General features: G+C 72.9%; 22 protein-coding genes. 14 read left to right on the top strand and 8 right to left on the bottom strand.

Annotation, left to right across the window (positions count from 1 at the left end; all coding sequences use genetic code 11):
• The first annotated feature begins 148 nt into the window (after positions 1-148).
• Complete coding sequence (locus tag AB0F15_RS05195; RefSeq protein WP_360265418.1) at positions 149-1,051, top strand: 2-hydroxyacid dehydrogenase; 903 nt, start codon at positions 149-151, stop codon at positions 1,049-1,051.
• 19 nt (positions 1,052-1,070) lie between these two features.
• Here AB0F15_RS05195 and AB0F15_RS05190 read toward each other — a convergent pair whose 3' ends face one another.
• A complete protein-coding gene (locus tag AB0F15_RS05190) occupies positions 1,071-2,024 on the bottom strand; it encodes a GNAT family N-acetyltransferase (RefSeq protein ID WP_360265416.1) in 954 nt (317 codons plus the stop codon).
• A gap of 55 nt (positions 2,025-2,079) precedes the next feature.
• Between AB0F15_RS05190 and yaaA the strand changes: the two genes are divergently transcribed.
• Positions 2,080-2,826 carry a peroxide stress protein YaaA gene (yaaA, locus tag AB0F15_RS05185; protein WP_360265413.1) on the top strand — a complete coding sequence of 249 codons (747 nt, stop codon included), beginning with the start codon at positions 2,080-2,082 and terminating at the stop codon, positions 2,824-2,826.
• Between the two features lie 5 nt (positions 2,827-2,831).
• Here the strand turns inward: yaaA and AB0F15_RS05180 are convergent, their stop codons facing one another.
• The gene (locus tag AB0F15_RS05180) at positions 2,832-3,902 is read right to left on the bottom strand and encodes an FAD-dependent oxidoreductase (protein ID WP_360265410.1); all 1,071 of its coding nucleotides are present in this window, start codon (positions 3,900-3,902) and stop codon (positions 2,832-2,834) included.
• Positions 3,903-3,985: 83 nt separating this feature from the next.
• On the opposite strand from AB0F15_RS05180, the gene AB0F15_RS05175 reads away from it, so the two are divergent.
• Positions 3,986-4,540, top strand: coding sequence for a suppressor of fused domain protein (locus AB0F15_RS05175; protein WP_360265407.1), 555 nt, complete (start codon positions 3,986-3,988; stop codon positions 4,538-4,540).
• Between the two features lie 27 nt (positions 4,541-4,567).
• Here AB0F15_RS05175 and AB0F15_RS05170 read toward each other — a convergent pair whose 3' ends face one another.
• Positions 4,568-5,419, bottom strand: coding sequence for a LysR substrate-binding domain-containing protein (locus AB0F15_RS05170; RefSeq protein WP_360265405.1), 852 nt, complete (start codon positions 5,417-5,419; stop codon positions 4,568-4,570).
• A gap of 81 nt (positions 5,420-5,500) precedes the next feature.
• On the opposite strand from AB0F15_RS05170, the gene AB0F15_RS05165 reads away from it, so the two are divergent.
• Positions 5,501-6,394 (top strand): MBL fold metallo-hydrolase, encoded by an 894-nt coding sequence (locus AB0F15_RS05165; protein WP_360265403.1) that lies wholly within the window; start codon positions 5,501-5,503, stop codon positions 6,392-6,394.
• A gap of 9 nt (positions 6,395-6,403) precedes the next feature.
• Here AB0F15_RS05165 and AB0F15_RS05160 read toward each other — a convergent pair whose 3' ends face one another.
• Complete coding sequence (locus AB0F15_RS05160; RefSeq protein WP_360265400.1) at positions 6,404-7,933, bottom strand: NAD(P)/FAD-dependent oxidoreductase; 1,530 nt, start codon at positions 7,931-7,933, stop codon at positions 6,404-6,406.
• 271 nt (positions 7,934-8,204) lie between these two features.
• Between AB0F15_RS05160 and AB0F15_RS05155 the strand changes: the two genes are divergently transcribed.
• From AB0F15_RS05155 to AB0F15_RS05145, 3 genes are all read left to right on the top strand, one after another.
• Complete coding sequence (locus AB0F15_RS05155) at positions 8,205-9,173, top strand: RIO1 family regulatory kinase/ATPase (protein WP_360265398.1); 969 nt, start codon at positions 8,205-8,207, stop codon at positions 9,171-9,173.
• A 324-nt stretch (positions 9,174-9,497) separates the two neighbouring features.
• Positions 9,498-11,039, top strand: a complete 1,542-nt coding sequence (locus tag AB0F15_RS05150; protein ID WP_360265395.1) for a DEAD/DEAH box helicase — start codon at positions 9,498-9,500, stop codon at positions 11,037-11,039.
• A gap of 99 nt (positions 11,040-11,138) precedes the next feature.
• Positions 11,139-12,314: an 8-amino-7-oxononanoate synthase gene (locus AB0F15_RS05145; protein ID WP_360265392.1), complete on the top strand. Its 1,176-nt coding sequence runs from the start codon at positions 11,139-11,141 to the stop codon at positions 12,312-12,314.
• A 9-nt stretch (positions 12,315-12,323) separates the two neighbouring features.
• Here AB0F15_RS05145 and AB0F15_RS05140 read toward each other — a convergent pair whose 3' ends face one another.
• Together AB0F15_RS05140 and AB0F15_RS05135 are read right to left on the bottom strand one after the other, a co-directional pair.
• Positions 12,324-12,755, bottom strand: a complete 432-nt coding sequence (locus AB0F15_RS05140; protein ID WP_360265389.1) for a GNAT family N-acetyltransferase — start codon at positions 12,753-12,755, stop codon at positions 12,324-12,326.
• Between the two features lie 19 nt (positions 12,756-12,774).
• Complete coding sequence (locus AB0F15_RS05135) at positions 12,775-13,599, bottom strand: serine protease (protein WP_360265386.1); 825 nt, start codon at positions 13,597-13,599, stop codon at positions 12,775-12,777.
• Positions 13,600-13,760: 161 nt separating this feature from the next.
• Between AB0F15_RS05135 and AB0F15_RS05130 the strand changes: the two genes are divergently transcribed.
• Both AB0F15_RS05130 and AB0F15_RS05125 read left to right on the top strand, forming a co-directional pair.
• Positions 13,761-14,618 (top strand): M15 family metallopeptidase, encoded by an 858-nt coding sequence (locus AB0F15_RS05130; protein ID WP_360265383.1) that lies wholly within the window; start codon positions 13,761-13,763, stop codon positions 14,616-14,618.
• A 95-nt stretch (positions 14,619-14,713) separates the two neighbouring features.
• On the top strand, positions 14,714-16,108 hold the full coding sequence (locus AB0F15_RS05125) for a mycothione reductase (RefSeq protein ID WP_360265380.1): 1,395 nt from the start codon (positions 14,714-14,716) through the stop codon (positions 16,106-16,108).
• A 10-nt stretch (positions 16,109-16,118) separates the two neighbouring features.
• On the opposite strand, the gene AB0F15_RS05120 is transcribed toward AB0F15_RS05125, so the two are convergent.
• Entirely contained in the window at positions 16,119-17,336 is a 1,218-nt protein-coding gene (locus AB0F15_RS05120; RefSeq protein ID WP_360265378.1) for an MFS transporter, read from the bottom strand.
• A gap of 48 nt (positions 17,337-17,384) precedes the next feature.
• Here AB0F15_RS05120 and AB0F15_RS05115 point away from each other — a divergent pair, with 48 nt between their 5' ends.
• The 5 genes from AB0F15_RS05115 (at position 17,385) to AB0F15_RS05095 (ending at position 21,323) form a co-directional block, all read left to right on the top strand.
• Positions 17,385-18,068: a FadR/GntR family transcriptional regulator gene (locus AB0F15_RS05115; protein ID WP_360265375.1), complete on the top strand. Its 684-nt coding sequence runs from the start codon at positions 17,385-17,387 to the stop codon at positions 18,066-18,068.
• Between the two features lie 81 nt (positions 18,069-18,149).
• Complete coding sequence (locus AB0F15_RS05110) at positions 18,150-18,638, top strand: hypothetical protein (protein ID WP_360265372.1); 489 nt, start codon at positions 18,150-18,152, stop codon at positions 18,636-18,638.
• Positions 18,639-18,693: 55 nt separating this feature from the next.
• Positions 18,694-19,536: a DUF4097 family beta strand repeat-containing protein gene (locus AB0F15_RS05105; RefSeq protein ID WP_360265369.1), complete on the top strand. Its 843-nt coding sequence runs from the start codon at positions 18,694-18,696 to the stop codon at positions 19,534-19,536.
• 27 nt (positions 19,537-19,563) lie between these two features.
• A complete protein-coding gene (locus AB0F15_RS05100) occupies positions 19,564-20,520 on the top strand; it encodes an ATP-binding cassette domain-containing protein (RefSeq protein WP_360265366.1) in 957 nt (318 codons plus the stop codon).
• A complete protein-coding gene (locus tag AB0F15_RS05095; RefSeq protein ID WP_360265363.1) occupies positions 20,520-21,323 on the top strand; it encodes an ABC transporter permease in 804 nt (267 codons plus the stop codon). Before AB0F15_RS05100 ends, AB0F15_RS05095 begins: the two co-directional genes overlap by 1 nt.
• Before the next feature lie 4 nt (positions 21,324-21,327).
• Here the strand turns inward: AB0F15_RS05095 and map are convergent, their stop codons facing one another.
• Positions 21,328-22,185: a type I methionyl aminopeptidase gene (gene map, locus AB0F15_RS05090; RefSeq protein ID WP_360265359.1), complete on the bottom strand. Its 858-nt coding sequence runs from the start codon at positions 22,183-22,185 to the stop codon at positions 21,328-21,330.
• Positions 22,186-22,205: the final 20 nt, after the last annotated feature.

The following is a 22,205-nucleotide window of genomic DNA, read 5'->3' as shown; positions in this document are numbered from 1 at the left end:
GCCCGGTGCGGCTGGTCGGTGCCCTAGAGCGGCCGGGGCGGCCTGGTGGGCGACCCGGTTGGTGGTGCGGGGCGGCTGCTCGGCGCCGGGGCCCGGCCGGTCAGCGGCCTGCCCGGCTGGGGCGCCCCGCAGCGGGTAGAAAGGCGGCATGAGCGCTCGCGTACTACTGCCCTGGACCGACATCGAGGTGCCGGAGGGAGTCGAGGCCGCTTACTACGGCGGTGGCGGTGCGCCGCCGGCCGACCTCGGGGACGTCGAGTTCTACGTGCTGCCCTACGACCGCGGGCCGGAGCCGCCGAAGCTGATCACGGCGCTGCCGTCGCTGCGGGTCGTCCAGTCGCTGTCCGCCGGGGTCGAGGCGCTCGTGCCGCTGGTGCCCGCGGGCGTGCGGCTGGCGAACGGACGCGGGCTGCACGATCTGAGCGTCGCCGAACACGCCCTCGCGCTCATCCTCGCGGCGCAGCGGGACCTGCCGCGCTGGTTCGCGCAGCAGACGCGCGGCGAGTGGGTGCGCGAACACACGCGGTCGCTGGCCGACAGCCGGGTCCTCCTGGTCGGGTACGGCTCGATCGGGCAGGCCGTCGAACGCCGGCTCGTCGCCGCCGACGCGCTCGTGACGCGGGTGGCGAGCCGCCCCCGTCCGGACGACGGCGTCCACGGCGTCAGCGAGCTGCCCGCGCTGCTGCCCGACGCCGACATCGTGGTGCTGGTCCTGCCGGACACCCCCGCGACGCGCGGCCTGATCGGCCCGGACGAGCTCGCCGCCCTGCCCGACGACGCCCTCGTGGTCAACGTCGGCCGCGGTACGGCGATCGACACCGGCGCGCTCCTCGCCGAGACGCGCACCGGGCGACTGCGCGCCGGTCTCGACGTCGTGGACCCGGAACCGCTGCCCGCGGATCATCCACTGTGGACGGTGCCGGGCGTGGTCATCACCCCGCACATCGCGGGCGGGTCGGCGTCGTTCTACCCGCGCGCGAAGAAGCTCGCGGCGGAGCAGCTGCGGAGGTACGTGCAGGGTGAGGAGCTGCTCAACCTCGTAGCGCACTGACGGCGGGGCCGTCCCCGGGTCAGGACAGCACGTACACGTGCCATTCGTCGTCGACGCGGTAACCGCACCGCTCGTACACACCCAGTGCGCGGTGCGCGTTGTCGACGTCGACGTTGAGGGCCGAGCGGTCGAACCCCGCGTCCTTCGCCGCCTTGAGGGTGTGCCCCAGCAGGCCCGACGCGACGCCGCGGCCTCGCAGGGCTTCGCGCGTTCCCACCCAGGTGGCGTAGTGCTCGCGGACGCCCGTCGCTTCGGCTTCGGACGCGTAGAAGTGGCTCAGCACGAACGCCAGGACCTTGTCGCCTTCCAGCACCAGGAACGACAGGTCCGGGCGGAAGTCCTTCGAGCCGGTGACCAGGTGGCGCCAGGCGGCCGGCTCGTACACGGTGCTGCCCCAGTGGCCGGCGAAGGTGTCGTTGCGGGCGTCGAGCGCGGCGAGGTCGTGCTCGAACCCGAAGGGCACCGCCTCGAAGCCGTCCGGCAGCGGCGGTTGCGGCGGAAGATCGGCGAGGCCGACGCGCATGTTCACCATCGTCCGCCCGTGTGTGTAGCCCGCACGGGTGAGGACACCGGCGATCCAGCGCTCGTTCTGGTGGCTGCCGTGGTGCAGTTCGAGCGGCGCGCCCGGGAAGGCGCGCTCGTGGACCTCGCGGCTCGTGCGCGCGAACCACTCGACCAGGTGATGGCCGACGGCGTCGCTCCGGTGGTCCGGGTGCACGACCGACTGGAGCCGGATCATGTGCACCGGGTCGGCGGCGTCCCGGCGGCGGACCAGGCCGTAGCCGGCGAGCCGAGCACCCGCCCAGACGCCGACGGTGGCGCGGGCCAGGTCGACGTTGGGGGCTTCCAGCTCTTCGCGGAGGTCTTCCGCGCTGAAGTGGTCACCCGTCCGGTCGGCTTCCTCGGCGGCCGCGTACAGCCGGGCAAGGCCCGGAACGTCGTCGAGGGTCAACGGGCGCCAGGTCAGGTCCATGCCCGGAGGCTAGGCCGGGCGGCGGCGCCCGTGCACCCCGATTTACGCTCGGGACGTGCTGGTGCTCCTCCCCCCTTCCGAGACCAAGGCCGACGGCGGCCGCGGCGGCCCGCTGGACCTCGGCGCGCTGTCGTTCCCCGAGCTGAACCCGGCGCGCGCGAAGCTGGCCGACGCGCTGACCGAGCTGGCCGCCGACGTCCCGGCGAGCATCGCAGCCCTGGGCCTCACCGAGCGCCAGGCCGGGGAGGTCGCGCGCAACGCGGAGCTGTGGACGTCACCGACGATGCCGGCGCTGCGCCGCTACACCGGCGTCCTTTACGACGCGCTCGACGTGAAGAGCTTCACGAAGGCCGGCCTGGAGAAGGCGCACCGGCGGCTGGCGGTGACGTCGTCGCTGTTCGGCGTGGTCTCGGCGACCGATCCGATCCCGGCGTACCGGCTCTCGGGCGGCACCTCGCTGCCGTCCCTCGGCACCGTCCGCGGGCTGTGGAAGCCGGTTCTCGAGCCGGTGCTGCAGGCGGTCGACGGCCTGGTCGTGGACCTGCGCTCGGGCACGTACTCGGCGTTCGCGAAGCTGCGCCCGGACGCGGTGACGGTCCGCGTGGTCACCGAGAACGCCCGCGGCGAGCGGGTGACGGTGAGCCACTTCAACAAGGCGTACAAGGGCCGCTTGGCGCACGTGCTGGCGGCCACCCGCGCCGAACCGTCCACAGTGGACCAGCTGGTGAAGGTGATCACCAAGGCCGGCCTGGTGGTCGAGCGCACCGGCGAGCACGCGCTGGAACTGGTCACCGAGGGCTGAGGCCCTCAGAACCGGTCCGGGGCGAACGGGCTCAGGTCGAAACCCGGGTCCTCCCCCAGCGCGACCGCCGCGACGAGCTTCCCCGCGAACGGCGCGTTCGTCAGCCCACCCGCGCCGAAGCCGGTCGACACCGCCAGACCGGGCCGGAGCAGGCCCAGGACCGGGAGCCCGTCCGGGGTGCCGGGGCGGAACCCGACCCGGGTCTCCGCGAGGGTCGCGTCCGCGAGACCGGGCGCCACCGTCAACGCGTTCTCCAGCACTTCACGCTGCCCGGCCGCGGTGACGCGGTAGTCGAAGCCCGACTCCGCCTCGCGCGTCGCGCCCGCGACGACGCGGCCGCCGCCGAACGCGAGGAGGTAGTGGCCGCCGCGCGGCAGGACGACCGGCCACGCCGCCGTGTCGGTGCCCGGCAGGTCGAAGTGGCTGATCTGGCCCCGGTGCGGCGTCACCGGAAGGTCGATCCCCAGCGGGGCCAGCAGTTCCCGGCTCCACGCGCCGGCCGCCACCACGACACTGTCCGCCTCGAGCGGGCCCTCCGGGCTCGCCACCGTGCCGTCGGCGCGGAACGCGACCTCGCCCTCGACGAACTTCGCGCCCCGGCGTCCGGCGGCCGACAGCAGGGCGCGGCGCAGCAGGTGCCCGTCGACGCGCCCGGCGCCGGCCAGGTGCACCGCGCCCAGCCCGGGCGCCAGCGCCGGGAACAGCTCGCGGGCCTGCACCGGGTCCAGCCGCCGGACCGCGCCGATCCCGGGCGCGTCCGCCGCCCGCGACGTCAACAGCTCGTGCGTTTCGGCCAGCTCCGCGTCGTCGGCCGACACCACCATCCCGCCGACGACCTCGAACGAAGACCCCTCGAGCTCCGCGGCGAATTCCCGGTAGTACCGGCCGGCGGCCGCGGCGAGCGGGTACAGCGCGTCTCCCCGGCGCGCCGTCCACGGGCTGACGATCCCGGCGCCGGCCTCGGTCGCCGTCCCCGGCCGGGCCGCGTCCGCGACGAGCACTTCCGCACCGCGGCCCGCGAGGTGCCAGGCCGTCGCCGCGCCGCCGATTCCACTGCCGATCACGAGCACTCGCATGCGCCCCACCCTGCCCGACTTTGCCGCGCCCGGGCCAACGGGATACGCCACGCGGGCGCCCGGCCGGTCGTATGCTGCGCGCCATGCCGAGCCGTGCCGAGCGGTATGCCGCCCATCTCGACACCCTGACCGGGGGCGCCGAGCCCCGGCTGCAGCCCATCCCGTCGACGCGGGCCGGGCTCGACGACGTCATCGCGTTCGTCTACGCCGACGAGCCCGAGCCGCGCTACCTGACCGGCGCGACCTACGGCCTGTCCCTGGCCGACCACTCCGACTGGCACGGCGTGAAACCGGAACTGTGGATCAGCGTCCGGTCCGACGACCCCGTCTGGGCGCTGGCCATCGGCTACCTCGCCGAGCAGCTGCGGGGCGCCTGCCCCTTCGTCTACGGCGACACGATCGACTTCGGGCAGCCGATCGCGCCGGAGTCGGCGATGACGGCGTTCGCCGTTTCGGCGCCCGCGAGCCTCGACGCGCACCAGTACACGCTGATCGACATCGGCGGCGCGCCGGTCAGCATCGCCGGCTGCTACCCGGTGCACGACACCGAGCGCAAGTACATCCGCGAGCACGGGATCGACGCGTTCTGGCAGCTGGACTGGGACCTCTACGACGTCCGTCGCCCCCCGGTGGTCTAGACAGCCGGCGACGGTGGCCCAGCGGGCTCAGACCCGGTAGGCGGCCGTCGCGATCCGGGCGAACGAGCGGATCAGCGGGGTGGCTTCGCCGTCCTGCCACGCGACGACCACCGGGTTCGGTGCCAGGCCGGCCAGCGGGACGACGACCAGTTCGCCCGGCGGCCGGTGGCCGAGCGGCATCAGCCCGACGGTGCCGTTCCAGAGCACGGCCTGCAGGCATTCCTGGACCGCGCGCACCACCGGCCCTTCGCGGGGTTCGCCGGCGTGCCAGTACGCCTGCCAGCGCGGGTCGGTGCCGTCGGGGAACCGGAACCAGCGCCGTCCGGCCAGGTCGGCGAGGTCCAGGTGGTCGCGCCCGGCCAGCGGGTCGTCGGCGCGCAGCACCGCGCCCACCGGGTCGGCGCGCAGCTCGTGCACCGTCAGGCCGGTTTCGTCGAAGGGCCCGCGGGTCAGCGCGACGTCGACCAGCCCGGCGCGCAGCCCGCACGTCGGGTCGGTCAGGTCGGCGTCGCGGACGCGGACCTCGACGTCCGGGTGCTGCCGCCGGTAGGCCTCGGCGAGCCGCGTCGCACCCGGGTCGGCGCCGTCGCCGAGGATGCCGACGGTGAGCGTGGGCGCGCCCGCCGCCGTGGCGACGCGCACGCGGGCCTGGTCGGCCTGGTCGAGCAGCGCCCGCGCCTCGGCCAGGAGCGCCGCGCCGGCCGGGGTGAGCGTGACGCCCGCGGCGGAGCGCAGCAGCAGGACGGCACCGACGTCGGTTTCGAGCTGCTTGATCGCCCGGCTCAGCGGCGGCTGGCTCATGTGCAGCCGCGCGGCGGCCCGGCCGAAGTGGCGTTCCTCGGCGACCGCGACGAAGTACCGCAACGTGCGCAGCTCCATGACCGGCGACGATATGCGCCCGGTATCGGCCGCACCGAACCGGTCTTGGACGTCCGCGCCCGCGCGGCGTGGAATCGGGGCATGACCGAACCCGCCGAACTCACCGATCCCGCCGTGCGCGTCTCCGGCGCCCGGGAGATCGCCCCCGGCCTGCTGGTGATCCCGAACGACCACGTCGACCTGGTGCCCAACATCGGGGTCGTCGGCGGCACCGAGGCCGTCCTCGTCGTCGACACGGGCATCGGCACCGCCAACGCGGCGCAGGTGCTCGCCTTCGCGCGGGACGTGGCGAAGGGCCGCCGCCTGTACCTGACCACGACGCACTTCCACCCCGAGCACGCGTTCGGCGCACAGGTGTTCGCCGGCGAGGCCACCTACCTGGTCAACCGCGGCCAGGCCGACGACCTCGCCACCGCGGGCCCGGGCTACCTGGAGATGTTCCGCGGCCTCGGCGAGCCGATCGCCCGCCGCCTCGACGGCGTCCGGGTGCCCACCCCCGACGTGGTCTACGACGACGGGTACGCGCTCGACCTCGGCGGCCGGACCGTCCGGCTGCGCCCCACCGGCCGCGGCCACACGAAGGGCGATCAGGTCGTCGAGGTGCCCGACGCCGGCGTGCTGTTCACCGGCGATCTGGCCGAGACCGGGCAGTTCGCCATCTTCCCGTGGTTCCCGCCGCACGACACGGCCGTCTCGGGCGTGGGCTGGCTCGCGGTGCTGGACCGGCTGGCCGCCACCGGACCGCGGGTGGTCGTCCCGGGCCACGGAGAGGTCGGTGGCCTTCCGGTGCTCACCGACGTCCGCGACTACCTGCGCGAACTGCGGGACGAAACCTGGCGTCGCCGCGACTCCGCGATGGGGCGGGACGAGCTCACCGCCGAAGTCCGCGCGCTCCTCGTCGAACGCCACCCGGAGTGGACCGGCCGGGAGTGGATCGAACCCGGCGTCGCGTGCCTGTGCACCGAGCACGCGTGACGCCGGAGGTCACCGGACGCCGAGGACCGCCATGGCCGCGTTGTGGCCGGGAATGCCGCTGACACCTCCTCCCCGCACCGCTCCCGCACCGCACAGCAGGATGCGTTCGTGCGCCGTCTCGACGCCCCACTTGCCGGCCTGCGCCGGGTCCTGCGCGAACGGCCAGGACAGGTCCCGGTGGAAGATGTGGCCGGCCGGCAGGCCCAGTTCGGCTTCCAGGTCGAGCGGGGTCTTGGCCTCCAGGCACGGCCGGCCGTCCGGCGTGGTCAGCAGGCAGTCCTCGATCGGCTCGGCCAGCACGCTGTTCAGCGAAGCCAGTGTCGCGCGCAACGCCTCTTCGCGTGCCTCTTCGTTGCGCCCCGCGAAGAGCCGCGCCGGCATGTGCAAGCCGAACAGGGTGAGGGTGTGCGCGCCGGCCGCGCGTTCGGCCGGGCCGAGGATCGACGGGTCGGTCAGCGAATGGCAGTAGATCTCGCACGGCGGCAGCGCGGGGATCCGCCCCGCCGCCGCCTCGCGGTACGCCGTTTCCAGCTGCGCGAAGGTTTCGTTGACGTGGAACGTGCCGCCGAACGCCTCGGCCGCCCGGACGTGCGGGTCGCGCAGCGCCGGCAGCCGCGAAAGGACCATGTTCACCTTCAGCTGCGCGCCTTCCGGGCGCCCGGACGGTTCCTCGCCCAGCAGCCGCGCGAGCGTCTCCGGTGCGACGTTGGCCAGGACGTGCCCGCCCCGGACGACGTGCTCGGCGTCGTCCCGCCGGTACCGGACCTCGCCGTCCGGGTCGATCGCCAGCACCTCCGCCCCGGTCACCAGGCGCGCGCCCGCCGCCGATGCCACCGCCGCGAGCGAGCCGGTGACCGCGCCCATGCCGCCGACCGGCACGTCCCAATCGCCGGTGCCGTTGCCGATGACGTGGTAGAGCAGGCAACGGTTCTGCCGCAGGTCCGCCTCGCCCGCGGAAGCGAACGTGCCGATCAGCGCGTCGGTCAGCACGACTCCGCGCACGGTGTCGTCGCCGAACCACGCGGTGAGCGTCTCGCCCACCGGCCGTTCGAACAGCACCGGCCACGCCTCGGTGCCGACCCGGGCCCTGAAGTCCACTTCGGACGGCAGGGGTTCGGTGAGCGTGCCGGCGACGCGCTCGGCGACCTGCCGGGTCAGTGCGTAAAACCGTTGCCAGGCTTCGAAGTCCGCCCCTGACCCGGTGAGCGCGCGGAACGACGCCGCCGTCCGCTCGTCGTCACCCGTGTCGACAAGCAGACCGGTGCCGCCCGCCGGGGTGTAGGACGACATCCGGCGCCGCCGCAGGTCCACGTCGAGGCCGAGGTCGGCGACGATCTTCCGGGGCAGCAGGCTGACCAGGTACGAGTAGCGGGAAAGCCGGACGTCGACGCCGTCGAACGCGCGGAAGGAGACCGCGGCACCCCCGGTCTCGCCGCGCCGTTCGAGCACGAGCACCGACCGGCCCGCCCGCGCCAGGTACGCGGCCGCCACCAGCCCGTTGTGCCCGCCGCCGGCGACCACCACGTCGTACGAATCCATCCGTCCTCCTCGATCGGCCTGCCCGTTCATCGTGACCACGGCGGCGGGCGGAATTCAAGGAAACGTCACGAACGGGCCGTTCGCGCAATTCGGTTGCGCGGCCCCGGATCGGTCCGGCAAGCTGAGGGCCTCCGGCAGGGAGCCGGGGTGCGTGCGAGAGCGGGGGTGCCTGTCGTGATGGATGTCCGGGCCCTTTCGCGCCCCCACCCACCCGCCCCCCGACGCTGACCACGCGCGCGGTGGGCATCCCCTGATCGAGGAGAAACCCCCAGTGCGCCAGCACGACTTCGAAGACTTCGACCTCGCTGACGAACGACCTTCCCCCCGCCGCGAGGCGCGTTCCCGCCGCCGCGGGCGGCTCGACACCGAACCCGAACCCGCGCGCAGCGGCCGGCTGACCGAAGGCGAACGCGTCCGTCTCGCGAAACTGCGCGACGACGCCTACACCGAAAACCAGCTGCCCGACGGCGCCGACCGCTGGTCCACCTGGGACGACGCCGAACACGGCCCGCTGCCCCGGCCGGACTGGGTCGTCACCGAGCTCGCCGCGGTCGACACCGACCTCGGCGTCCTCAAGACCGGCAAGGAGGCCGACGTCCACCTCCTGCGGCGCTGGTTGCCCGGCACCCCCGGCACGCTGCTCGCCGCGAAGCGCTACCGCAGCGACGAACACAAGCTGTTCCACCGCGACGCGGGGTACCTCGAAGGACGGCGGATGCGCCGGTCCCGCGAAAACCGGGCGATGGCGCAGCGCAGCGCGTTCGGCCGCAACCTCATCGCCGAACAGTGGGCGGTCGCGGAGTTCGCCGCGTTGAGTCGCCTGTGGACGCTCGGCGCGCCGGTGCCCTACCCGGTGCAGCGCGACGGCACGGAACTGCTGCTCGAGTTCCTCGGCGAGGACGACGGCACCGCCGCGCCGCGGCTGGCCCAGGTCCGCCCGGATCCGGACGAGCTGAAGGACCTCTGGTTCCAGGCCACCGCGGCACTCGAGCTGCTCGCCTCCGAAGGGCTCGCCCACGGCGACCTCTCGGCGTACAACCTGCTGGTGCACCGGGGCCGGCTGGTGGTGATCGACCTGCCCCAGGTCGTCGACGTCGTCGCCAACCCCGGCGGCGTCGAGTTCCTGGCACGGGACGTGCGCAACCTCGCCGGCTGGTTCCACGGCCGCGGACTGGGCGAGCACGTCACGAGTACCGGAAACCTGCTGGCCGAGCTCGTTTCCGCCGCCGGGATCGGGTGAATCGGCGGCGGCGTCGCGCTGGTGGCCCGCGCCACGACTGCGACGCCGCCCACAACCGGTGACCTCGATGAGTAGTCCGAGCTCCGGTTCGGGTACAGTAAGCACAGACCGCAACCGGCGGCGTGGATGAGTTGGTGTCCGTCGCCTCCAGAGCCACCGATTGGCTCGCGGTGATCCGTAACCCAAGCGGCGCGCAGTGTCGGCAAGCGATGACACGGTGTGCCGGGTCCGTCCCTGTGAACGCCCATCGCACACCATCTTGCCCTGCTCTGCGCGTGGGCTGCCCGGGCCTCCCTTGCGACGAACCACGTCCGAGAGGCATTTGTGACCGTCACGTTCAACTCCGGCCCTTCCTCGACGTCCGCTCACGCGGGCCGTCCCGACCGCAAGCCGCGCACGCGCCCGGCGGGCGGGGACATGCTGCGCGACGACGCAGTCGAGCTCGTGGCCACCAAGACCTTCGCCCAGCTGGGCCTGCCGGAGCCGCTGCTCCGCGCGCTGGCCGAGTCGGGCATCGCCACCCCGTTCCCGATCCAGTCCGCGACCATCCCGGACGCGCTGGCCGGCCGCGACATCCTGGGCCGCGCCCAGACCGGCTCCGGCAAGACCCTCGCCTTCGGCCTGGCCATGCTGACCCGGCTCGCCGAGGGCAAGGCCCGCCCGAAGCGCCCCCGCGCGCTGATCCTGGTCCCGACCCGCGAGCTGGCCATGCAGGTCGCCGACTCGCTGACCCCGCTGGCCAAGTCGCTCGGCCTGTGGTGCCGCACGGCCGTCGGCGGCATGGCCTTCGCCCGCCAGGCGGACGCCCTCGCCCGTGGCGTCGACCTGCTGATCGCCACGCCGGGCCGGCTGTCGGACCACGTCCGCCAGGGCACCGCGTCGCTGGGCGACTGCAACTTCATCGCCCTCGACGAGGCCGACCAGATGGCGGACATGGGCTTCATGCCGCAGGTCCGCGAGATCATGGACCTCACCCCTCCGGGCGGGCAGCGCCTGCTGTTCTCGGCGACGCTCGACGGTGACGTCAACCGCCTGGTCAGGCAGTACCTGACCGACCCGGTCACGCACTCGGTCGCGCCGTCGACCGCGAGCGTCACGACCATGGACCACCACGTGCTCCAGGTCTCGCACCAGGACAAGCAGGACGTCATCACGCAGATCGGCGCCCGCGATGGCCGCACGATCATGTTCGTGCGCACCAAGCACCACGTCGACCGTCTCGCCGAGCGGCTGCGCGAGCAGGGCGTGAACGCGGCGGCTCTGCACGGCGGGAAGACGCAGGGGCAGCGCAACCGCGTCCTCGCCGACTTCAAGGAAGGCCACACCCCGGTGCTGGTCGCCACGGACGTCGCCGCCCGCGGCATCCACGTCGACGACATCTCGCTGGTGCTGCACGTCGACCCGGCCGCCGACCACAAGGACTACCTGCACCGCGCCGGCCGCACGGCGCGCGCCGGCGCGTCCGGCGTCGTCGTCACGGTCGTCACCAACGACCAGCGCCGGATGGTCCGCCGGCTGACCGACCGCGCCGGCGTGCGCGCCGAGTCGACCACGGTCCGCCCGGGCGACGCCGAACTGTCCCGCATCACCGGCGCCAAGGAGCCCAGCGGCGAGCCGGTCGTCGAGCGTCGGCGCGAGAGCCCGCGTCGCGGCGGCGGTGGCGGTTTCCGCGGCGGCGAGCGCAGCAGCTACGGCGACCGTGACCGTGGTGGCGAGCGCGGCGGTGACCGTGGCAGCTACGGCCAGGGTTCCCGCGAAGGCCGTCCCGGCGGCTTCGGCGGCCGCGGCCGTCAGCCCCGCTCGGCCAACGGCGGCGGTGGCTACGGCCGCCCGAGCCGTGGCCCGCGTCGCGGCTACGACAGCTGATCTGTCCCTTCGGAAGCCCCGGACCTCCTGGTCCGGGGCTTCCGGCGTTTCCGGGGCCGCCGCACGGCGGCTCGAGGCGCGAATGGGAGACTGCGGGACGTGACTACGCCGCCGACACCCCCGCCCGACGAGGTTTTCGACTGGCTCGACGTGGAAGCGGAGAAGCGGGCGACCGCGGGACTCGTCCGGCAGCTGCGGCCGCGTCCCGCGCGGGCCGACGAGCTGGATCTGGCCGGCAACGACTACCTCGGGCTGGCCCACGACAAGCGCGTCGCGGGCGCCGCCGCGGCCGCCGCGCTGCGCTGGGGCGCCGGCTCGACCGGGTCCCGGCTGGTCACCGGATCGACCGAGCTGCACACCGAGCTGGAGCTGGAGCTCGCCCGGTTCTGCGGCGCGCAGGCGGCGCTCGTGTTCTCGTCCGGCTTCACCGCGAACCTCGGCGCGGTGACGGCGCTGTCCGGGTCCGAGTCCGCGATCGTCACCGACAAGTACATCCACGCGTCGCTGATCGAGGGCTGCCGGCTGTCGCGGGCCGACGTCGCCGCGGTCGCGCACGCGACGCCGTCGGCGATCGAGCGCGCGCTGGCGACCCGGCGCAAGCCGCGGGCGCTGGTGGTGACCGACTCGGTGTTTTCGGTCGACGGCGACCTCGCCCCCCTCGGCGAGCTGGCCGGAATCTGCCGTTCGCACGGGGCGGCGCTGCTCGTGGACGATGCGCACGGCTTCGGTGTCCTGGGTGAGGGCGGTCGTGGCGCGGTCCACGCGGCCGGGCTGTCGAACGCACCCGACGTCGTCACGACGTTGACGCTGTCGAAGTCCCTCGGCGCTCAGGGCGGTGCCGTGGTGGGGCCGCGTCGCGTGATCAAGCACCTGATCGACACGGCTCGCAGCTTCATCTTCGACACCGCGTTGGCGCCCGCGAGCGCCGCGGGCGCGTTGGCGGCGTTGCACGCGCTGAAGGAAGAGCCGGGGCTGGCGGGGAAGGTGCTCGAGAACGCGGGCAACCTGGCGATGTCGCTGAAGGCGGCCGGGTTGAAGGCGAGCATGCCGGACGCCGCCGTGATTTCGGTTCAGGCGCCGTCCGCGGAGGCGGCGGTGGCGTGGGCGGCGGCGTGCGCCGAGCAGGGCATCCGCGTCGGGTGCTTCCGGCCGCCGTCGGTGCCGGACGGCATCTCGCGGCTGCGGCTGACGGCGCGGGCCGATCTCACGGAGTCCGATGTGGACCGTGCGGTGAAGGTGATCACCGCCACGGCACCGCGCGGCGCGAACGCCTGAGCGGGAACGTCAGGGGAAGCGGCGCATTCTGATGTGGGGGATTCCGTCGTCGTCGGTGTACTCGGGGCCTTCCGCGACGAAGCCGTAGCGGGCGTAGAAGCCTTGGACGTAAGTCTGGGCGTCCAGGACGTACTCGCCGGGGACCGTCAGGGCCGCGTCCATCAAGCGGGCCGCCAACCCGGCGCCGCGGGCGTGGGCGGCGGTGACCACGCGGCCGATGCGGCGGACCCCGCCCGGGTCGAGCAGCACCCGCAGGTACGCCACGACTTCGCCGGCGTCCTCGAACCACAGGTGCCGGGTGTCCGGGAGGAGGTCACGGCCGTCGAGCTCGGGGTACGCGGCCTTCTGCTCCACGACGAACACGTCGATGCGCAGGCGGAGGACGTCGTGCAGCTGGGCGGCGGTCAGCTCCGGACCGGTCGCGTCGTGCAGGGTCGGCATGCTGCCCTGCTTAGCACGCTCAGCCGAGGAGGCGGGGCTTGGCCTGGGCCTTGACGTCGTCGCTGTACGTCGAGACGCGCGTGTAGACGCCCGGCTTGCCCGCTTTCGCGCAGCCTTCGCCGAAGGACACGATGCCGATCAGCGTGTCACCCACCACGAGCGGGCCGCCGGAGTCGCCCTGGCAAGCGTCGACACCGCCCTTGTCGTAGCCCGCGCACACCATGCTGCGCTGGTCGTAGACGCTGTAGTCGGCGTGGCATTCGCTGTCCGACACCAGCGGGACCTGGGCACTGCGCAGGTAGTCGGAGCGGGCGCCGCCGTCGGCGATGCGGCCCCAGCCGAGCACGGTCGCCTGGGTGCCCGTGGCGTACAGCCCCGCGTCACCGCTGTCGGGCAGCTTCGCGGGCCGGTAGCCGAGCTGGCCGCGGACGGTCAGCACCGCGATGTCGCCGCCCTGCGTCGGGTCGGTGTAGCTCTGGCTGATCCAGATCCTGGAGACGCCGAGGACCTCGCCCGCGTCGGTGCGCTTGTCCTCCCGGCCGGCCACCACGCGGACGTCCTGCTTCGCCACCGCCTTGGCGCAGTGCGCCGCCGTCGCGACCGACGTGGAGCTGATGATCACCGCGCCGCAGAACTGGTTGCCGCCCGCGTCGGTCAGGTACACCGCGTACGGGTGGTCGGACAGGGAAGCCTGGTTGCCGCCCACGATCCGCGCCTGGTTCCCGGACCCGGCGGCTCCCGGGTCGGCCGCCGCCGTGCCCACCACGACCGGGACGGCGACCGCGGCGACCGCGAGGAGCGCGCCGCTCGCGAACAGCAGGGATCGACGGGACTTCACGGACATGGGACTTCCCCTTTTCGACGCAGCACGGAGCAAAGCACTCGGCACCCGGACAACTCCGGTGCGTGAACGACGTGCGCTCAATACCCTAAGCCGAGGGGGCCCAAAATGGTGTCACTGGAACGGGTGGTCTCCGCGCCGGCCGGTTCTGCCAAGCTGGCCGGATGTGGCGGAGAGCGGCAGCGTGCGGAGCACTGGCGCTGCTGATGAGCGCGTGTTCGACGGCGGCCGTGCCGTCGGCGCCGCAGCCCGCGCCTTCCCCGCCCCCATCGGCGACGACCGCGGCGCGCACCCCGGCCGCACCGGCGACGTCGAGCGCGCCCGCCGTCGCTTGGCAGGTCGGCGCTCGTCCGCTCCCCCGCCGCCCGGACGGCTTCGGCGCGGTCGAGCCGACACCACCCGAACTGGTGAACCGGGCACTTCAGACAAAAGACCTCCTTCCGCCGCCGGCCGGGAACGCGTACGCCTCGGCGATCGGCGCCGTGCCCGCCGGGGTCCTCGCCCGCAGCACCTGGCAGCCTGCCTGCCCCGTCCGGGCCGGCGACCTCCGCTACCTGACGATGTCCTTCTGGGGCTTCGACGGCCGCGCGCACACCGGCGAAATGCTGGTCAACGCGTCCGGCGCCACCGGGATCACCCAGGTCTTCGGACGGCTCTTCGCCGCGCACTTCCCCCTCGAAGAGATGCGGGTGACCGGCCCCGCCGAGCTGACCGCGCCGCCGACCGGGGACGGCAACTCGACGAGCGCGTTCGTCTGCCGGCCGGCGCGCGGGCAGACGACCTGGTCGGCGCACGCCTACGGGCTTGCCGTGGACGTCAACCCGTTCTGCAACCCCTACACCCAGGGCGATCTGGTGCTGCCCGAGCTGGCTTCGGCGTACGTCGACCGTGCGCGCCACCGGCCCGGCATGGTCCGGCCCGGCGACGCGACCGTGCGCGCGTTCGCGGCGATCGGGTGGAGCTGGGGCGGGAACTGGCGCAGCCCGACCGACCGGATGCACTTCACCGCGACCGGCCACTGACCACGTAATACGACGTTGAGCACAGCCGGGAACACCCGCCTCCGCGGCGAGGTTGGCTAGGGTGGACCGACCGGACCGACCCCGCGGAGGATGCAGTGCCCCACTACGACCTGGTGATCGTCGGGACGGGATCGGGGAACTCGATCCCCGGCCCGGATTTCGCCGGCAAGAAGACGGCGATCGTCGAGAAGGGCACCTTCGGCGGCACCTGCCTCAACGTGGGCTGCATCCCGACGAAGATGTTCGTGTACGCCGCCGACGTCGCGTACACGCCTTCGCACAGCGCCAAGTACGGCGTCGACGAAGAGCTGAAGGGCGTGCGCTGGCGCGACATCCGCGACCGCGTCTTCGGCCGCATCGACCCGATCGCCGAGGGCGGCGCGGAGTACCGCCGCAGCCACGAGGACAACGCGAACGTCGACGTCTACGAAGGCACCGGCCGCTTCACCGGCCACAAGGAGCTGCGGGTCAGCTTCGGCGACGGGCGCCCGGACGAGGTGCTGACCGCCGACCGCTTCGTGCTGGCCGCGGGCGGCCGTCCGGTGATCCCGGACATCCCGGGCCTGGACTCGGTCGGCTACCACACGTCCGACACCGTGATGCGGCTCGACGAGCTGCCCGAGCGCATCGTCATCCTCGGCGGCGGGTACATCGCGGCCGAGTTCGCGCACGTCTTCGCTTCGTTCGGCGTGCAGGTCACGCTGGTCAACCGCTCGGGGCGGCTGCTGCGCTCGGAGGACGAGGACGTCAGCGCCCGCTTCACCGAGCTGGCCGCCGAACGGTTCGACGTCCGCCTGGACCGCAAGACCGTGCGGGCGCGCCGGACCGCGACCGGCGTCGCGCTGGACCTCGAAGGGCCCCACGGCGCCGAAACCGTCGAAGGCGACGTGCTGCTGATCGCCACCGGCCGTCGTCCGAACTCGGACCTGCTGGACGTCGCCGCCACCGGAGTGACCACAGTGGACAGTGGGCACGTCGTGGTCGACGACCACCAGGAGACCGTGGTCGAGGGCATCTACGCGCTCGGCGACCTGTCGTCGCCGCACGAGCTCAAGCACGTCGCGAACCACGAAGCCCGCGTGGTGCAGCACAACCTCCTGCACCCGGACGAGCGGATCACCGCCGACCACCGGTTCGTGCCGCACGCGGTCTTCACCCACCCGCAGGTGGCGTCGGTCGGGCTCACCGAGCAGAAGGCCCGCGCCCTCGGTCTGTCCTATGTGGTCTCGAAGCAGGACTACGCCGGGATCGCCTACGGCTGGGCGATGGAGGACACCACGGGCTTCGCGAAGCTCCTGGCCGACCCGGCGACCGGGCAGCTGCTCGGCGCGCACATCATCGGCCCGCAGGCGTCCTCGGTCATCCAGCCGCTCATCCAGGCGATGAGCTTCGGCCTCGACGCGCGGAGCATGGCGCGCGGCCAGTACTGGATCCACCCGGCGATGCCGGAGCTGATCGAGAACGCGCTGCTCAGCCTGCCCCTGGACTGAGCCCGCGGGTTCAGACGAAGCGGTGGCGGCCGGCGAGCGCGCCGAACACCATCTGGACGCCGAGGAGGCCGAGCAGCATCGCCAGCGGCACGGCCCAGCCGCCCGCGAGGTCGTGCAGCAAGCCGAACAGGAACGGCCCGAGCGCGGCGAACAGGTAGCCGAAGCCCTGCGCCATCCCGGACAGCCGGGCGGTGTCCGCGCCGGTCCGCGCCCGCAGCGCGATCACGGTCAGACCGAGCGAAAAGACGCTCATCCCGAGCCCGACGAGGATGCTCCACAGCAGCGGCGACCACGACGGGGCGAGCATCAGCCCGATGGTCCCGGCGACGCCGAACACGCTCAGCCCCACGATCCACGGGCTCTGCCCGCGCCGGCGCGCCGCCATCGGGGCCACGACCAGGCTGATCGGCACGGCGATCAGGGAAACCAGGCCGAACAGCAGCCCGGCGTCGTCGCGCGGCACGCCCGCGTCCATCAGCACCTGCGGGAACCAGCCCATCGCCGCGTAGGCGTAGAACGCCTGGAGACCGAAGAAGCCCGTGACGATCCAGGCCAGCCGGCTGCGGAGCAGTGAACGACCGCCCTCGGCGCCGTCGGCGGGCCGCGGTGCCCGGCCGGTGCCGCGGGCTGCGAGGATCCAGGCCAGCAGCGCGACGACGGCCAGCACCGCCCAGCCGCCCAGCGCCGGGCGCCAGCCACCGAAGGCGTCGCCGAGCCGCGGGGTGACGGCCGAACCGAGGGCGCCGCCGCCCTGCAGAGCCGCGGTGTAGACGCCGGTCAGCAGGCCGATGCGAGCCGGGAAGGAGCCCTTGATGACGACCGGGATGAGCACGTTGATCAGGGCGATCCCGGCGGTGGCGACGAGCGTGCCGCCGAGGACCACGGCCGGGCCGTCGAGCACGCGCAGCACCAGCCCGGCGGCGAGCGCGGCCAGCGCGATCGCGATGGCGACGCCGATGCCGGCCCGGCGGGCGAGCAGGGGCGCCGCGAGCCCGGCGCCGGCGAAGCAGAGTGTCGGCAACGTCGTGAGCACGCCGGCCCAGACGACGGAAGTGCCCAGGTCGTGGCGCATTTCGGCGAGCATGGGCCCGACGCCGGTGATGGCCGGGCGCAGGTTGAGGGCGGTCAGCACCACCGCGACCGCGAGCAGGGCCCCGGCGGCGACCACGCCCGGCGTCCGGAGCTCGGCGGCGCCGTCGAGCTCGGGTTCACGGTGTTCGACGCGCATGCCCGCTACTATCGCATACGTAGGATGATTGGATGAAGGGATAATTCTGTGCCTCTGGCCACCACGCGCCGGGCCGGCCTCGTCGACCAGGTCATCGAGCAGCTGCGGACCGCGGTCACGCAGGGCGAATGGCTCATCGGCGAACGCATCCCCACCGAGCTCGAGCTCGTCGAGCAGCTCGGCGTCGGCCGCAACACCGTCCGCGAAGCCGTGCGCGCGCTGGCGCACACCGGGCTCCTGGAGGTCCGCCAGGGCGACGGCACCTACGTGCGCGCCACCAGCGAGGTCTCCGGCGCGATCCGCCGGCTCTGCGGCTCGGAACTGCGCGAGGTCCTGCAGGTCCGGCGCACCCTGGAGGTCGAAGGCGCGCGGCTCGCCGCCGTCGAGCGGACCGAGGAAGAGGTCGCCGAACTGGGGGCGCTGCTCGCCCGCCGCGAGGCCGACCTGCGCGAGGGACGGTGGCAGGACTTCGCGCGCACGGACGCGGAATTCCACTGCGCGGTCGTCCGCGCCGGGCACAACCGGCTGCTGACCGAGCTCTACCGCGGGCTGACCGAGGTCATCACGGCCAGCGTCGCGGCGACGTCCACCATCACGCCGGGCGCGAAGCACGTCCCGGAAATCGGCCACGAAGGCCTCGCCGCGGCCATCGCCGACCGCGATCCGGACCGGGCCGCCGCCGAGGCGTGCGGGTTCCTCGACGAGCTCCTGGAGCGCATCGAACACGCCTGACCTGCGAGTTTATTGATCGATGGCCCCTAAGGGTGCCATTTCAGGGTTGTCGTGGCACCGTCGCGGTGCCACAGTAGTGCCATGGACCTGACGCCCTTCGTGGACAGCCTCCGCCGCGAGTTCGCGGTCGCCGCCGAGGCGGCCGGCGAGGACGCTGTCACCCTGGCCGAACGGCTGGCCTCCCCGCTGGAGTCCGCCATCCGGCTCACCCTGCTCGACGCGCTGTCGGCCGCGGCCGACGAGATCACCCGCGACCTCGCTCCCGGCTCCGTCGAAGTACGCCTTCGCCGCCGCGAACCGGAGTTCGCGGTTTCCCTGCCCACGGCGCCCGAACCGGCTCCGGCGGAGGTCCCGCCGCCGCCCGAGGCCGACGACGGCGCCGTCTCCCGGATCAACCTGCGGCTCCCCGACCAGCTGAAGCAGCGGGTCGAGGAGGCCGCGAGCCGCGACCGGCTTTCCATCAACGCCTGGCTCGTCCGGGCCGCGAACACCGCACTCGGCGCGGACGCGAGCCGGCCCGCGCACCGCCGTTCCGGCTACGGCGAAAAGTTCACCGGCTGGGTTCGCTGACCCGCTTTCCCCGACCAGCGCAAACACTCTCACCGCACCCCAGGAGGGCGCAGCCATGCCAGTTTTCGCCACCCCCGAACCGATCACGGCCACGCTCGACGTCAGCATGGCCGACGTCCGGATCGTCGCCGGCGACCACCCCGAAACCACCGTCGAGGTCCGGCCGGCCGATCCCGGCGACACCGAGGACGTCAAGGCCGCGGCCAAGACCCGGGTCGAGTTCGCCGACGGCGAGCTGCTGGTCAAGGGCCCGAAGTACACCACCAAGCTGTGGGGCAAGGGCGGCGCACTGCACGTCACGGTCGAGCTGCCGGCCGGCTCCCGCGTCAAGGCGACGTCCGCGATGGGCGACTACCACGTCACCGGCCGCCTCGGCGACAGCCGGCTCAAGACGTCCGTGGGCAACATCCACCTCGACGAGACCTCGCGGCTCGAAGCGAACACCGCGACCGGCGACGTCTTCGTCGACCGGGCCACCGGGCACGCCGAGATCGGCACCGGCTCCGGCGAGCTGCGGATCCGCCGGATCGACGGCACCGCGGTGCTGAAGAACTCCAACGGCGAGACCCGCGTCGGCGAAGTGACCGGCGACCTGCGCGTCAGCACGGCCAACGGCGACATCCTGGTCGACGTCGCCCACGCCGGCGTCAACGCGAAGACCGCCGCCGGCGACATCCGGCTCGGCGAGGTCATGCGCGACCGCGTCGTCCTCGACACGGCCGTCGGCGAGATCGAGGTCGGCATCCGCGAGGGCAGCGCCGCGTGGCTGGAGCTCAACTCCCTGACCGGCTCGGTGCACAACTCGCTCACGCCGTCCGAAGGACCGGGCGGGACCAGCGACACGGTCGAGGTCAAGGCCCACACCTACACCGGCGACATCGTCATCCGCCGGGCCTGAAGACTCCACACGCAAAGGGGAAGATCCATGACAGACGCCATCGTGGCCGAAGGACTGGTCAAGAAGTACGGGAAGGTCACCGCGCTCGACGGGATGACCTTGTCGGTGCCGGAAGGCACTGTGCTCGGCGTGCTCGGGCCGAACGGCGCCGGGAAGACCACCACCGTCCAGATCCTCACGACGCTGCAGAAGCCGGACGCGGGCCGCGCGACGGTTGCCGGGTTCGACGTCGTGCAGGACGCGCACGAGCTGCGTTCGCACATCGGCGCTTCGGGGCAGTACGCCGCCGTCGACCAGGAGCTGACCGGGGCGGAGAACCTCGAGATGGTCGGCAGGCTGTACCACCTGGGCACCAAGCGGGCCAAGGCCCGCGGCCGGGAACTGCTGGCCCGGTTCAGCCTGGCCGACGCCGCCGACCGGCCGGTGAGGGGCTATTCCGGCGGTATGCGACGCCGCCTCGACCTGGCCGGCGCGCTCGTGGCCAACCCGCCGGTGCTGTTCCTCGACGAGCCCACCACCGGGCTCGACCCGCGGGCCCGCACCGAGCTGTGGGACGTCATCACCGAGCTGGTCGCGGGCGGCACCACGTTGCTGCTCACCACCCAGTACCTGGAGGAAGCCGACCGGCTGGCCGACAGCATCGCCGTCGTCGACCACGGGCGCGTGATCGCCCGCGGCACGGCCGACGAGCTCAAGGACCTCGTCGGCGGCGAGCGGATCGAACTGACCGTCGGAACGCACGCGGATGTCGGCGTCGCGCAGCGGGCGCTGGCCCGGCTGGCCAGCGGCGAGCCGCAGGCCGAAGGCTTCCGGCTCACCGTGCCCGTGTCCCACGGCGCGAAAGCGCTTACCGAAGCGCTGGCGCTGCTCGCCGCCGAAGGCGTCGACGTCCGCGACGTCGGCGTCCGCCGCCCCACCCTCGACGACGTTTTCCTCACCCTCACCGGCCACGAGGTGGCCGAGACCGCGAAGGAGGCCGTGTGATGAACGCGGTACAGCTGGCCGTGACCGACGGCGTGACCATCGCCAAGCGCAACTCGATCAAGATCTTCCGGTCGCTGGACCTGCTCGGGTCCCTCGTGTTCACGCCGGTGATGTTCGTCCTGCTCTTCGGCTACGTGTTCGGCAGCGTGATCGACATCCCGGGCCTGTCCTACCGCGAGTTCATGCTGCCGGGGATCTTCACCCTCGCGGTCGCCATGGGCGGCATCGTCACCGGCTACGGCCTGACCGACGACCTGCAGAAGGGCATCATCGACCGGTTCCGCTCGCTGCCGATGTCACCGGCCGCCGTGCTGATCGGGCGGACCACCGCGGACCTCATCCTCAGCACGGCGAGCCTGCTGATCATGGGCCTGGTCGGCCTGCTGGTCGGCTGGCGCATCCACACCGGCGTCCTCGAAGCACTCGGCGGGGTCGTCCTGCTGCTCGCCTTCTCCTACGCGCTGTCGTGGGTCATGGGCGCGCTCGGCCTGGCCGTGCGCAAACCCGAGGTGTTCAACAACGTCTCGATGGTGGTGGTCTTCCCGCTCACGTTCCTGGCCAACACGTTCGTCGACAGCGGCAGGCTCCCCGCCCCGCTGCGGGCGATCGCGGACTGGAACCCGGTTTCGGCGGTCACCCAGGCGGCCCGGGAACTGTTCGGCAACACGAGCGCGGCCCTGCCGCCGCGCGACGTCTGGCCGATGCAGCACGCGGCGCTGGCTTCGGTGCTGTGGATCGCGCTGCTGCTGGTGATCTTCGTGCCGCTTTCGGTGCGCTGCTACCAGAAGGCGACCAGCAGCTGACGGCTCAGGGCAGCGTGAGGATCTCGCTGCCGTCGGCCGTCACCACGAGGGTGTGCTCGAACTGGGCCGTCCACTTCTTGTCCTTCGTGGTGACGGTCCAGTCGTCGGACCAGATGTCGTAGTCGATGGTGCCGAGGGTGATCATCGGCTCGATCGTGAAGGTCATGCCCTCCTCGATCACCGTCTCCACCGAGGGCTCCTCGTAGTGCAGCACCGTCGGCGGGGTGTGGAACGCCGGGCCGACGCCGTGGCCGGTGAAGTCGCGGACCACGCCGTAGCCGAAGCGCTTGGCGTAGGCCTCGATGACCCGGCCGATGACGTTGAGCTGACGGCCCGGCCGGACCGCCTTGATCGCCCGCATCGTCGCCTCGCGGGTGCGCTCCACCAGCAGGCGGGCCTCCTCGGAGACGTCGCCGGCCAGGAACGTCGCGTTCGTGTCGCCGTGGACGCCGCCGATGTAGGCGGTGACGTCGATGTTGCAGATGTCACCGTCCTCGATCACCGTCGAATCCGGGATGCCGTGGCAGACCACCTCGTTGAGCGAGGTGCAGCACGACTTCGGGAAGCGGCGGTAGCCCAGCGTCGAGGGGTAGGCGTGGTGGTCGAGCAGGAACTCGTGCACCACCTTGTCGATGTCGTCGGTGGTGGCGCCCGGCTTGACCGCCTTGCCGCCCTCTTCCAGCGCCTGGGCCGCGATACGGCTCGCGACCCGCATCGCCTCGATCACCTCGGGCGTGCGCACGCCGCTGCCGGTGTCCCGCTTCGGCGCCGGCTTGTCCACGTACTCGGGACGGGCGATGGAACTGGGGACGTCACGGCGCGGCGTCTGGACGCCGGGAACCAGCGGGGCACGAACGGACATGCCCCCACCTTACGACGGTC

The organism is Amycolatopsis sp. NPDC026612, assembly GCF_040638285.1.
GTDB lineage: Bacteria > Actinomycetota > Actinomycetes > Mycobacteriales > Pseudonocardiaceae > Amycolatopsis.
This window is presented reverse-complemented; position numbering and strand designations above follow the sequence as displayed.

Coding starts and splice junctions, on each gene's coding strand:
- AB0F15_RS05195 (WP_360265418.1), top strand. CDS start 149: ATGAGCGCTCGCGTACTACTGCCCTGGACCGACATCGAGGTGCCGGAG.
- AB0F15_RS05190 (WP_360265416.1), bottom strand. CDS start 2,024: ATGGACCTGACCTGGCGCCCGTTGACCCTCGACGACGTTCCGGGCCTT.
- AB0F15_RS05180 (WP_360265410.1), bottom strand. CDS start 3,902: ATGCGAGTGCTCGTGATCGGCAGTGGAATCGGCGGCGCGGCGACGGCC.
- AB0F15_RS05175 (WP_360265407.1), top strand. CDS start 3,986: ATGCCGAGCCGTGCCGAGCGGTATGCCGCCCATCTCGACACCCTGACC.
- AB0F15_RS05170 (WP_360265405.1), bottom strand. CDS start 5,419: ATGGAGCTGCGCACGTTGCGGTACTTCGTCGCGGTCGCCGAGGAACGC.
- AB0F15_RS05165 (WP_360265403.1), top strand. CDS start 5,501: ATGACCGAACCCGCCGAACTCACCGATCCCGCCGTGCGCGTCTCCGGC.
- AB0F15_RS05160 (WP_360265400.1), bottom strand. CDS start 7,933: ATGGATTCGTACGACGTGGTGGTCGCCGGCGGCGGGCACAACGGGCTG.
- AB0F15_RS05140 (WP_360265389.1), bottom strand. CDS start 12,755: ATGCCGACCCTGCACGACGCGACCGGTCCGGAGCTGACCGCCGCCCAG.
- AB0F15_RS05135 (WP_360265386.1), bottom strand. CDS start 13,599: ATGTCCGTGAAGTCCCGTCGATCCCTGCTGTTCGCGAGCGGCGCGCTC.
- AB0F15_RS05130 (WP_360265383.1), top strand. CDS start 13,761: ATGTGGCGGAGAGCGGCAGCGTGCGGAGCACTGGCGCTGCTGATGAGC.
- AB0F15_RS05120 (WP_360265378.1), bottom strand. CDS start 17,336: ATGCGCGTCGAACACCGTGAACCCGAGCTCGACGGCGCCGCCGAGCTC.
- AB0F15_RS05110 (WP_360265372.1), top strand. CDS start 18,150: ATGGACCTGACGCCCTTCGTGGACAGCCTCCGCCGCGAGTTCGCGGTC.
- AB0F15_RS05105 (WP_360265369.1), top strand. CDS start 18,694: ATGCCAGTTTTCGCCACCCCCGAACCGATCACGGCCACGCTCGACGTC.
- AB0F15_RS05100 (WP_360265366.1), top strand. CDS start 19,564: ATGACAGACGCCATCGTGGCCGAAGGACTGGTCAAGAAGTACGGGAAG.
- AB0F15_RS05095 (WP_360265363.1), top strand. CDS start 20,520: ATGAACGCGGTACAGCTGGCCGTGACCGACGGCGTGACCATCGCCAAG.
- map (WP_360265359.1), bottom strand. CDS start 22,185: ATGTCCGTTCGTGCCCCGCTGGTTCCCGGCGTCCAGACGCCGCGCCGT.